The sequence below is a fragment of the uncultured Brachyspira sp. genome (assembly GCF_910578695.1).
GTDB lineage: Bacteria > Spirochaetota > Brachyspiria > Brachyspirales > Brachyspiraceae > Brachyspira.
This window is the reverse complement of record NZ_CAJTQJ010000010.1, coordinates 26,096-38,701: the sequence shown is the minus strand read 5'-3', so window position 1 is coordinate 38,701 and position 12,606 is coordinate 26,096. Positions and strand designations below refer to the sequence as shown.

Here is a 12,606-nt window from a genome sequence, read left to right as displayed (position 1 = left end):
AATTTTTATAAAGAGGTTATATTGTGAATACCAATTCAATAAATTTTAAAAACGGCAGAAAAACTCTTTTTGGAAATTTTGATTTTTATAAATTATGCATATCTATTGCAGTACCTGTAATGCTGCAGCAGCTTATAATGGGTATGGTATCATTAATAGATAATTTTATGGTGGCAGAACTTGGCGATATAAAAATGGCTGCTGTAAATGTATCTAATCAATTAAATTTTATATATTTAGTCATACTCAATACATGCTATGGTGCAGGCGGTATATATATGGCTCAAAATAATGGGGCTGATAATAAAGAAGGAATGCAGCAGGCATTTAGATTTAAAATTATACTTCCATTAATTATTTCTATTTCTTATATGATATTAATGCTTATAAACCCTGAAATATTTATGCGTCTTATGACTAGAGGAAATGCCAATCAGGAAGAAATACTGCTGTCAAGTACAAAATATATGAGTATAATAGCATTTACATTTATACCAATATCCATATCAGGTGCTATAGGTACTTCTTATAGGGAAATAGGAAAACCGCATATTCCTCTTATAATATCTGTTATAGCAACTCTTTGCAATACTTTTGGGAACTATATACTTATATACGGAAATTTCAAAGCCCCAAGACTCGAAGAAACAGGAGCTGCAATTGCTACATTGACGGCAAGAACAATAGAAATGATTTTGTTTATAGTATATATAAAGCTTCATAAAGAAAAATTTTATGTAAGAACTAGAGAAATATTAAAAGTAAAATTAAATATATTTTATTCTATGCTTAGAAAATCAAGTTTGATATTTTTAAGTGAAATAAGCTGGGGATTAAGCGAAATGTTTATGACAGCATTATATAACAGCAGAGGCGGTGCGGAAACAGTTGCAGGAATGGCTTCAGGCTTTACAATAGCAAATATATTTTATTTAGTTTTTCAAGGTATATTTGTTTCTACAATGGTAGTTGTAGGGGGAACATTAGGACGCGGAGAATTGGAAGATGCAAAAAATAAAGCCCGATGGATATTAAACGGCTCGGTTATAGCGGGCTTAGCCGTCGGTTTAGTACAGATGTCGTCTGCCCTACTTATTCCATTTATATTTTCAAAACTTACAGCAGATGCTCAGGCAATAACAAGAAATCTAGTAATATTAATAGCCTGCTATATGCCTGTATGGACATATCTTAATGCTCAGTTTGCAGTTTCAAGGGCTGGAGGAGATACTATATTCGGCTTTGCAGTGGATGTACCTGTATCATTATTAATGTTTGCACCTTTGGCTTTGATTCTTGCTAAATTTACTTCTGTAGGTCCTGTCGCTATGTTTGGAATAGCTAAATTAACAGATTTTGCAAAAATTACAGTTGGTATTTTAATGTTAAAAAAAGAAAGATGGGTTAGGAAATTAACTTAAATAGCTGTATAAAAATAAAAAGCAATTAGTAAATACTTAACAAACTAATTCCGATTATATAAACGATATTTTATTTTTTAGTTGATTTTTATGTTTTTATGCTTTATAAATATAAAAATTAGCTTATAATATTAAAAATATTTTTTTATTTTTTTTATTTTTTTATAGAGGATTTATGAGTTACAATTTTTCTCTTTTAACATTAGAATTGGGAATCCCTGTTATAGCCACTATAATATCAATAGTAGGTATAATACTATATGCATATATATACTTTCAATTATACGAAGAAACTCAGGCAATTATATTAGCATTAGGTTTTTTATGCTTCATATTTTCAGCAATGGAAGCTGCAAATGTTATAACATCTCTATATGCACCGAATAATAAATTAGCATTAAATCTATATAAATTTGAACAATTGGCATTTTCTCTAACTATTATTCCTTGGCTTATATATATACGAACCAAATTAGTATTAAGCGAACAATTTCATTTTGTATTGAATAAATTATATATTGCAGCAGTATTTATATTTATACTACTATGTGCTGTTGCCTTATTATATCCGCAGCTTTTTATATCCACAAAAGAACAAATAACTTCATTAAACGAAACTATGATTTACAGTATAAAAAGCAGAGGAGAATTAGGGGCGGCATATATATTCAGAGATTTTATTTTTACTATATACAGTTTTATTATAATATGTGCATTAATATATGAGATAACTATTAATAAAAAAATCAAAGGCAATATAACTTTATTAATATTAATATCTTTAATATCTTTGGCATTTTTTGATGACTTTAACGGCATATCAATATATAAAAAATATTCCAGCAATTTTCTTATACTAAATAATATTACATTTACAAGAACAACTTTAGTATATGCAATATTTAATGTAATAATGATACATTCATCAGTAAGCAGATTTATTTCTGCTGTACATAGAAAAACAACTCAGTCTTATGATTTGGAAAGCGTAAAGGCTCAGGACTCTATAATAATTAATACAGCTATTAATACATCTGAAAAATTATCTGAATTAAAAGAAAAATTTTCAAATTCTGTAAATGAATTAGTAAATAAAGTAGAAAATACATATTCTACTATTAATAATTTAAAATCTGATATTAATAGGGTTATAGATTATACAAATGAATTTATAACAATAGAAAATTTCCAAATAAATGACGGAAAAATAAATATAGAAAAAATAAATGAATTAATAGAAACATATCCTAATCTGCAGGCTTCAGTAGAATTACAAAAGAAAACTTTAGAAGAATCTAATGTTAAATTGCAGAAATCTGTAGAAAAAATATACGGACTTCAGTCAGAAAGCAGAAATATAGTTAATATGTTTGAAGATTTTCAAAGCAAATTGGATACAGAAAAAAATAACTTTATTAAAGAATTCAGTAAATCAGACGGCTTCAATCAATTAAGCTTTCATATAAATAGAATTATATCATTTATGACAAATATGTCGGATAAAACTAAAACTCTTGCAATAAACTCAAGCATACAGGCTTCTAAAGCAGGAGAATGGCATAATAACTTTTTAGTTGTATCTAAAGAGGTTACAGAATTGGTAAATGAAACTTCTCAGGCAACTAATAGGATGCAAAACTTATTATTTCAAATAGAAGATATATTCAAAAAATTTAATTATTCAAGTAATAATATTAATAATAATATATCTTTATTATCAGAAGAAATTTCACATCATTATGATAGAATTAACAGATTCAATAGAAATATGGAAAAACAAAATGATTATAATATGAATATTATTAAAAGCACTGATAAAATGCATGATTCTATATCAAATATGACAAATATAATAATTAATGAAGAAAATGACTTTTTAAATATTAAAAGTAAAGTGGAAGAAATTAATGATTATATAATGGATATATCAGAAAAAGCATATATAGAAAATACAGAAGTTAAAAGTTTGATGAGAGATATGAATAAACTGCTTGCCACTTCAGATGATTTAGAATCTATAACCAGCAAACTTGACAGCGAAATGAAGAAATTTATGGAATATACTAATGATTTAGAGAGTAAAGTAGATGAATATTCTAAAGTTATGTAATTAAAGGAATAAATATGGATATATTTTCAAATTTGATAAGCGGATATAATATAACTGTAATAAGATTATTAGTACCTATTATTGGTATTTCTTTAATGTCAGTATTTATTATGCTTTATTTATTATTATCTATTAAAACAAAAAAGAAAACATATATTGTTATTTCTGCTACATTAATACTCATACTATTTTATAATATAATATCTCTTATCATAATATTTTTAGAATTATACGGAATAAATAAAAACCTATCATTGAATTTATATTTAAGTAATAATATTTTAATATTGGCTGCTGTAATACTTATGCCAATAAACTCTAAAAGTTTTACATCAAAAACAAAAAATTTATTAATTTTAAATAATACAGTATTTGTAATTACAATATTATTATCTATAACATTAATAATAGCAAATATAGTATATCCTAATCAATTTTTTACTTGCACAATTAATTATTATGATTCATCAAGTTCATCATACTTTATAAAGCCTACAGGATTTTATTATACATTCAAAAATTATATTATACTATTTGTATTTTTCATTATGTTCATATCCACTGTATCAGATATGATAATGAGTTATAATTATAGGGATAATGCTGCTATGGCTGTATCAATCACTTTGGCACTTATACTTATAATAAGACAGCTATATATAGATAGAATTTCAAACAGTGCAGAATTTGACAGAATAGGACTTGCTATTGTAATTTCATCGTCATTCAGATCTATATCAATATTTGCATCTTTTGCCAAAAATGCACTTGATTCTATAAAAAAAGAAAGCATTTTAAACAATAAACTGCATCTAAATCTTAAAACTTTAAATAATATAGATAGAATTTCAGAAGAATTAAATACTATAGATAGAAATTTAATGGATACATCTATGTTTGTATTTGAAATAGACAGAGAAACTAAGGATGCTTATAATATCATTAATTCTAAAATATATTCTATATTAGAGGCAAATGATAAATTAATAGATGCAAAAAACAGCAAGAAAAATATAATTAAAGACGGATTAAAGTATACAAATACAATATTTACATTCTTTGATAAATATAAATCTCAAATGCAGGATCATTTTAGAATACTAAATCAAACTATCTCCAATATGAAAGAATCCGATTTCTCCAATGATCAGATATTATCTTTAAAAAATGAATTAAGACTTATAAAGGAAAGTCTTAATGAAACATCAGGCAAATTTATAAATGCAATAATAGAATCGTCAAATCAATTTAAAGATATAAATAATATAACAGAATCTATATATAATACTATAGAATATATTAAATCTATAACAAATAAAACTAATCTTTTATCTATAAATGCGGGTATTCAGGCATCAAAAGCAGGATTTTTGGGTAAAAGTTTCTCGGTAGTAGCTAAAGAAATAGGTACTTTATCTTTTGAAATATCAAAAGGTACAGATGCAATAGAAAAAATGCTTACAGATATATTTGCTGGGCTTGTTGTTATAGAAAATTCTTCTTTCTATATAAAAGACAGATGCAATATAATTTCAAAAGAAATTAATAGAATATCAGAAACTATTGATAAGTTTATTTTAGAAATAGAAAATAATATCAGCACCGATTCAAAAAAGTTGAGCCATTTCAAATCTTTAGAGCAGTATAATGAAGTTATGTCAAGTATATTAGTTAATCAAAATTTAATAGTTCTGTCTATAAAAGAAAATGTTGCAGCTATGCTTGAAGTTCAGAACAATTTAAATGCAAAAATAGAATATCAAAATCAGGATGTATACAAAATATTTAATAATTTTAACAATATAATAAAATCTAAAGATGAACTCAATGATATTACTAAAAAGATAGGCAGCTATTCTTCTTTTTCTCATACTGATATAGAAGCCTTATCAAATATTATTAATACTCATAGAAATAAAAGCAGTTTTACATTCGCACCTGTAATATCTTTATTAAAGAAATCATAATGCTTAATAATATTGATATATTTCTGATTGTAATATTAACAGCTGTTTTAATATATGGTTTATATAAAGGATTAATATCCGTTATTACGCCGATAATAGCAATAATAATAACATTTATAATAGCACCGTTAATATATAATCATATGTCAAAATATTTCAATCATTCCATTATACTTAAAATTATATCTTTAATAGCAGCCTACTCTCTCATAAGAGTAATACTTTCTAAAGCTGAAAAAAGCATAAAAGATATTTTAAAAGTAATTTATCTATCTTGGATAGACAGATTAGCATGTGCTGTTATTTTATTATTTACTGCAGGTGCCGTTATTTATTTTGCAGCGAATATAATTATGTACTTATATCCTGAATATACAGAAATTTTACATAAATCAATTATAATAAATTATATATTTTATATATTCAGAAATATTTTTTCATCATCATTTATTAATGATAATTATATAGTTTATTTTATTAAAACTTACTAATCATTTGCTTTATTATATAATTGACAATAAGTATTTTTTAATATATTATTTTATTATAGATTTATCTTATATAAAGGAAATATCAAGGAAATAAAGATGAAAACAGTAGATGCTAGAGGAATACCGTGCCCAAAACCATTAATTCTTACAAAAACTGCAATAACAAATGCTGATTTAAATGAAGAAATAGAAGTTTTAATAGATGATGAAGTTGCATTTCATAATATTACGGATTTTTTAAATAATAACGGCATAAAATATACTAATGAAGGATTAAATTTCAAAATTATTAAAAATAAAGATTTATCATCTTCCAGCAATTCAAATAATGAAGAAAAACATTTAGGACCTGTTATAGCTGTTATTGATAAAAAAGTAATGGGGCTTGGCAATGATGAACTTGGGGAACTTCTTTTAAAATCATTTTTGGGTGCTTTGAAAGATGCAAGCCCTAAACCAGAGGCTTTATACTGCTATAATGGAGGAGTTTATTTAGGCACTGAAGAGCCTTATAAAACATTATTGCAGGAATTAAGAAATTCAGGAATAAAGATATTTTTCTGCGGTACTTGTGTTAAATTCTATGAATTAAAAGATATTAAGATAGAGGAGCAGACTAATATGCTTGGAATTATTGAGGCTATGGCTAATGCTTCTGCTATTATAAGAGCATAAAATATTAATGAATTATGAAAAATTATTATTTTGATAACTCTACAACTAGCTTTCCAAAGCCTAAAGAAGTTGCAGAGGAAATGTATAATTTTTTAATGAATATAGGCGGCACTTACGGAAGAGTAAATACTATAAGAGGAAAAGAAACTACAGAAAAAATAGAAGAATGCCGTGAATTATTGGCTTATAATTTTTTAGGTACAAAAAATGATTCTAATGTAATATTTACATCAGGAGCCACAAGATCTATAAATGATATACTCATAGGATTAAATTTAAATAATACAAATATATTAATATCTGCATTGGAGCATAATGCAGTACTCAGACCTATATATAAATTAAGCAAAAATAAAAATGTAAAATATAGTATTATACCTTCTCTATATAATGGCATAATAGATACAGATTCTTTATCTGATATAATAAAAAAAGAAAAAATATCATTAGTTATTGTTAATATGGAGAGTAATATAAGCGGTATCATACAGCCTATAAAAAAAATAAAAGAAACTATAGGAGATATACCATTACTTGTAGATGCCACACAATCAATAGGAATACATAATATAAAAGCTGATGATTGGAATGCTGATTTCATAGTTTTCACAGGACATAAAGGACTTCTTGGTCCTGCAGGTACAGGAGGTTTTTATGTAAAAAATCCTGATAAATTAAATCCTGCATATTTCGGCGGAGGTTTCGGCGACGGATATGAAACTCCGTATAACATACCTCAAATATATGAATCAGGTACTCCGAATACAGTAGGAATAATAGGGCTTTTAGCAGCATTAAAAAACAGACCTAATTGGAATATAGATATTAATGATGTAGCTGATACTATAAAAAAAATAGAAGCTATGAATAAATATAAAGTTATATGGTCAGAAGATATAAATATTCAGGGCTTTCTATTTTCAATAAAAACTATTAACAATGATATTAATATGTCTAATATAACTCATACATTATATGAAAATTATAATATAGAATGCCGATACGGATTTCACTGCTCATTTTTGGCACATAATTTTTATAAAAATGATAACGGAGCTATAAGGTTTTCTTTTTCTCCTTATACAACTAAAGAAGATTTAGAATATTTAATAAATGCATTAGGAAATTAATTATGTCAAGAACTTTTTGTTATTTACAAACACCAAGAGATTTAATCAAAGCTGAAAAAATTTTATTAGATGCTGGAATAGAAGTTATAGTTCGTCCTGCTCCTGAACATATATTCGGAGTATGCAATATGGCTATAGATATAGACGATTATAAAAAAGAGGATATAATATTTTTATTGGAGTCTGCAGGATTATTGGTAACAATTAAAGATACAGAATAATAAAGGCTTGCCAAATAAATCAGCAAGCCTTATTCTAAAAATAAAAAATTTTATACTATTTAGCTAAAATGGTGCCTATATACATTTTATCAGTTCTAACACCGGGTTTAATTTCACCATTGATTGAATATATTTTATTTCCTATCAATACTAATGCTTCTCCGCAAGGAGCATCAAAAGGAACCTCCCCTATCGTTTTCCAAGCATCAGATTCACAGTTATAAATTAATATATTGCTGTTCCAATTAAACTCATAAGGATCAGCTCCGAAATACCCCTGCCTAAAGCCTTCTAAAGCAGTTCCCTGAAGAGTACCTAAATTATAAACAGCATTATCATAAATAGCCTTATTAAATCCGCCTATAACAAGCATTTCTGTTTCATTAAGCTTAACAGATACTGCACCAAGCAAAGATATTCCTTCTCCTCCATTTAAAGCTACATCAGATACTCTCTCCCAAGTATTATTTGCAAAATCATATTTATATCCGTCTGTATATGCTGTTTTATCTCCGCCGCTAAATACATATATATTATCTTTTAAAATTTGAGCAACAGCCTGAGTTCTGCTTGCCTCATTAGGTACAGGGGCTAACTCTTTAGTTTCTTTAGCAGTTAAATCATATTCATAAACTTTATCGCTTCCATTTCCAGACTGCTTTCCAGTAATTATATATAATTTATTATCCCTATAAACAGCAGCACCATTTTGTAATGTGAAAGGCAAATCTCCTATTTTTTCAACATTTAATTTACCGTCTTTTAATGTGATAAATAGTATATCATCATCAGCTTCACTATTTGAAGAACCGCCTATATAATATATTCCGTTTTCAACAGTTACAGAAGCACCATAACCTATTTCATTTTCTAAATTTATATGTTCGGCAACTTCTAATACTCCGTTTTTATCTTCAAGCATATAAATATCAGAATAAAGTTTTTTAGCACCGCCTCTAAGTACAGATTCTTCAGGAAAATTAGCACCGCCTCCTACAACTATATATTTATTTTGTAAAGAGCCGTATAATAATCCTGCAGTGCCGATATTTTTCTCCATTCCAGTTTGAGCAGGCAAATGTCCACCCATTTCCCAAACTATTTTTTTATCTGTTTTGGAGTTAAGTACATTATTATTGCTTACTTTTGTATTTGAGCAATTCACAAAAGTAAACAATAATATAAGTGATAATATTAAAGATATTTTTTTCATTTTTTCTCCTTAAAAATAATTATTATAAAAAACTTATTTAAATATTTGCTTAATCTTTATACTAATAGCCTTCGCTAAATCCTTATGCCCTTTTTTAGTTAAATGTATGGAATCTTCTGTACTTGGATCTGCAAACTTTCCTGCATCTAAAAAATGACATTTATGAAATTCAGCCACAAACTTATATTTACTAGGTAATTTTTTAGAGTTCATAATAGCCTCTTTTGAAAAACCAGAAAGCTCTTCTTTTTCTACATTTTTTCCTATTCTTATAGGACATACTATAAGAATTTCAGGTATTTTACATCCTACTCCATATTCATAAGTTTTAACCATATTTACAAGCTGTTTCATTCCTTGAGCTATATCTTTCACCGAAACATTGAATCTCGTTTTAAGATCATTAGTACCAAGCATTATAATTATTAAATCCAAAGGCTTATGACTTTCTATACATGGAAGAATATAATCTTTTCCGTTTTTATGAGGATATATAGGATCTTCAAATACGGTAGTTCTTCCTCCGCATCCTTCTTCTATAATTCTAAATTCTTGTCCAAGCAATTTTTGTAATATTCCCGTCCATCTATCTTCATAAGAATAGCGTCCTTCTTGTACAGGAATATATCCAAAAGTATTACTATCTCCATAGCATAATACATTCTTCATTTTACATCCTTTTCAATATAGTACCAATATACATTTTGTCTGTTCTGATACCTGCTTTGATTTCACCGCTTATAAAATATATTTTATTTCCTATCAGTATTAAACCTTGTCCGCAGGTAGGATTGAAAGGAACTTCTCCTAATGTTTTCCAACTATCAGTTTTAGAGTTATAAATCAATATATCACTATTCAATTTAAATTCATAAGGGTCTGATGTAAAATACTTATATTTAAAATCCGATAATTCTTCACCTTTAAGATTATTCAAATTATAAACTGCATTATCATAAATATTTTTATTGACTCCGCCCATAACCACCATCTCACTTTCATTTAATTTTATTGAAACTCCTCCTGCTAAAGTAATATTTTCTTTATTCGTTATTGAAATATCCGAAACTTGCTCCCAAGCATCTTTGGAAAAATCATATTTATATCCATCGGTATATGCTATAGAATCAGCCCCGCTGAATACATATATGCTTCCATTTAATAATTGTGCAATAGGCTGAGTTCTTGTTTCCTGATTAGGCACAGGAGATAATTTTTTAGTTTCTTTAGTAGATAAATCATATTGATAAACTTCATTAGCTGCTTTTCCATTTTGTCTTCCAGCTATTATATATAATTTTCCGTCTTTCTCTACTGCAGCTCCATTTTGAAAAGTGAAAGGCAAATCTCCTACTTTTTCAACGCTCAATTTATTATCTTTTAAACTAATAAATAATATATCGTCATCAGCTTGGGGATTAGATGCCCCACCTATATAATATATCCCTTCTTTAGTAGTTATGGAAGCACCATGACCTATTTCATTTTCCCAATTAATATGCTCTATAACTTGCAATGCTCCGTTATTATCTTCCAACATATAAATATCCGAATATAATTTTTTAGCCCCGCCATTGAGAGTAGATTCATAAGGAAAGTTTCCGCCTCCTCCTGCTACTATATATTTATCTTGAAGAGAACCGTATAAAAGTCCGGAAACTCCTATATTCTTTTCCATTCCCGTTTGTGCAGGCAAATGTCCTCCTACTTCCCAAACTATTTTTTTATCCATTTTAGAGTCAGATAGTATATTATTCTTTTCTTCATAAGAACATCCTATAACAACTATGACGGATAATAAATAAATCAATAAACGCATAATTAAACCTTATTTATTATTTTTAACAACTGTAGAATATGTTAAACCTTTTATCTTGTCTTCGCTTGGTTTTCCAAATACAAAAGAAGCCAATATAGAAACAACCACTCCAATGCCTATTATTATGAAAGAAATTAACATTTCAAATACTTGAGGTTTACTATATGCTGGTATTAATTTTGAAACTATGCCTGCAGGATCTGTCAAGTAAAAAGCTACAATAGTAGAAACTATAAATCCTGTCCACACCGCTTTAGTTTCAATTTTATCAAAGAATATACCTGCTATGAGGATAGATGCTATAGGACCTCCTAATAGTCCTGTAATTGCCTGAAAATATAAATAAATATCGCCCTGCCCGCCTTTTAAAAATTTAACTGCCAAATATGTACTTATAAAACCCACAATCCAGCTTGAAGCTCTTGCAAAGTTTAGTTTAAATTTATCTGTAAGATTAGGTTTTAATTTTTCCAATATATCTTTAGTGAGACAAGTAGATACTGAGTTTAAACTTGAGGAAACTGTAGATTGAGCTGCTGCAAATATACCTGCAAGCACTAAGCCTGATATTCCTATAGGCAGATAATCCATAACAAAGTATGGAAGTATAGCATTTCCGTCTATATTTGAAGGAAGTGTATTTTTACCTGAATTAAAGAATATCCAAAGAGCCGAACCCATACCTATAAATATTATCGAACTTGTTATTGCAAGAGGGATATTTAAAAACAAGCTTTTTTGAGCTTCTTTTTCATTTTTTGTAGTATTGTATCTTTGAACCACATCTTGTCCGCCTATATATTGATAAATAGAACCGAAAAAAGAACCTATTATTATAGACCATATACTTTGCTTAGCAAAATCAAAAGAGAAAAAGTCAGGGGTCATCATCTTATTATCTTTGGCAAGTATAGAGAAGCCTTCAGATACGCCAACGGAAGAAAATCCTACTATGATAATGAGAAATGCTCCGAAGATTAATACTAAAGTTTGAATAGCATCAGACCATAATACTGCCTCCATTCCTCCTATAGAAGTATATGCCACACAAAATAATCCGACTAACATTGTTACAAGAACAGGATTAACAGTAGGCAATGCTTTTACCATAGCTAAAGTAGGTAAATAAAGGACTATAGCCATTCTTATGATGTGAAAGATGATAAAAGATAAACTTCCCAAAAGCCTTATGCTATAAGAAAATCTAGATCCTAAATATTCATACGCTGTAGTAACATTTAATCTTCTGAAGAATGGTACAAATACAATTGCTACCCATATAATAATCAATATGATTCCTGTAGGAGCCATACCAAGCAGCCAGCTGTTATTATAAACCGAAGCTGGTACGGCAATGAAAGAAATTGAAGATAAAGCAGTTGCATAAATACTCATTGCTGTTACCATAGCAGGGACTCTTGCTCCCGCATTAAAATAATCCTGAGTAGATTTAGTCCTCTTTGAAAACCAAACCCCTATAAAAAACATAGCGACAAAATATAAAAATATCACTACCCAATCAAACCAATGCCAAGCCATATTTAATTCTCCTATAATTA

Annotated in this window: 11 protein-coding genes; 7 read left to right on the top strand and 4 right to left on the bottom strand. The window is 27.7% G+C overall.

Translation table 11 applies throughout. From position 1 onward, the window contains the following. The first annotated feature begins 23 nt into the window (after positions 1 to 23). From QZ288_RS04875 to QZ288_RS04845, 7 genes are all read left to right on the top strand, one after another. Positions 24 to 1,421 (top strand): MATE family efflux transporter, encoded by a 1,398-nt coding sequence (locus tag QZ288_RS04875; RefSeq protein ID WP_295155751.1) that lies wholly within the window; start codon positions 24 to 26, stop codon positions 1,419 to 1,421. Positions 1,422 to 1,596: 175 nt separating this feature from the next. Next, positions 1,597 to 3,531, top strand: a complete 1,935-nt coding sequence (locus tag QZ288_RS04870; protein ID WP_295155749.1) for a methyl-accepting chemotaxis protein — start codon at positions 1,597 to 1,599, stop codon at positions 3,529 to 3,531. A 14-nt stretch (positions 3,532 to 3,545) separates the two neighbouring features. Beyond that, positions 3,546 to 5,498 (top strand): methyl-accepting chemotaxis protein, encoded by a 1,953-nt coding sequence (locus tag QZ288_RS04865; RefSeq protein WP_295155745.1) that lies wholly within the window; start codon positions 3,546 to 3,548, stop codon positions 5,496 to 5,498. Then, positions 5,498 to 5,989 carry a CvpA family protein gene (locus tag QZ288_RS04860; protein WP_295155742.1) on the top strand — a complete coding sequence of 164 codons (492 nt, stop codon included), beginning with the start codon at positions 5,498 to 5,500 and terminating at the stop codon, positions 5,987 to 5,989. Before QZ288_RS04865 ends, QZ288_RS04860 begins: the two co-directional genes overlap by 1 nt. Before the next feature lie 96 nt (positions 5,990 to 6,085). Further along, the gene (yedF, locus tag QZ288_RS04855; protein ID WP_295155739.1) at positions 6,086 to 6,664 is read left to right on the top strand and encodes a sulfurtransferase-like selenium metabolism protein YedF; all 579 of its coding nucleotides are present in this window, start codon (positions 6,086 to 6,088) and stop codon (positions 6,662 to 6,664) included. Positions 6,665 to 6,678: 14 nt separating this feature from the next. After that, positions 6,679 to 7,794, top strand: coding sequence for an aminotransferase class V-fold PLP-dependent enzyme (locus tag QZ288_RS04850; RefSeq protein ID WP_295155737.1), 1,116 nt, complete (start codon positions 6,679 to 6,681; stop codon positions 7,792 to 7,794). 2 nt (positions 7,795 to 7,796) lie between these two features. Then, the gene (locus tag QZ288_RS04845) at positions 7,797 to 8,015 is read left to right on the top strand and encodes a putative Se/S carrier-like protein (RefSeq protein WP_295155734.1); all 219 of its coding nucleotides are present in this window, start codon (positions 7,797 to 7,799) and stop codon (positions 8,013 to 8,015) included. 55 nt (positions 8,016 to 8,070) lie between these two features. Here QZ288_RS04845 and QZ288_RS04840 read toward each other — a convergent pair whose 3' ends face one another. From QZ288_RS04840 to QZ288_RS04825, 4 genes are read right to left on the bottom strand one after another with little or no spacing between them, the layout of a single operon-like run. After that, positions 8,071 to 9,228 carry a cyclically-permuted mutarotase family protein gene (locus tag QZ288_RS04840; RefSeq protein ID WP_295155731.1) on the bottom strand — a complete coding sequence of 386 codons (1,158 nt, stop codon included), beginning with the start codon at positions 9,226 to 9,228 and terminating at the stop codon, positions 8,071 to 8,073. Positions 9,229 to 9,261: 33 nt separating this feature from the next. Further along, positions 9,262 to 9,897, bottom strand: coding sequence for an SGNH/GDSL hydrolase family protein (locus tag QZ288_RS04835; RefSeq protein ID WP_295155728.1), 636 nt, complete (start codon positions 9,895 to 9,897; stop codon positions 9,262 to 9,264). 1 nt (position 9,898) lies between these two features. Beyond that, positions 9,899 to 11,047 carry a cyclically-permuted mutarotase family protein gene (locus QZ288_RS04830; protein ID WP_295155725.1) on the bottom strand — a complete coding sequence of 383 codons (1,149 nt, stop codon included), beginning with the start codon at positions 11,045 to 11,047 and terminating at the stop codon, positions 9,899 to 9,901. Positions 11,048 to 11,056: 9 nt separating this feature from the next. Continuing rightward, positions 11,057 to 12,586, bottom strand: coding sequence for a sodium:solute symporter (locus QZ288_RS04825; protein ID WP_295155722.1), 1,530 nt, complete (start codon positions 12,584 to 12,586; stop codon positions 11,057 to 11,059). Positions 12,587 to 12,606: the final 20 nt, after the last annotated feature.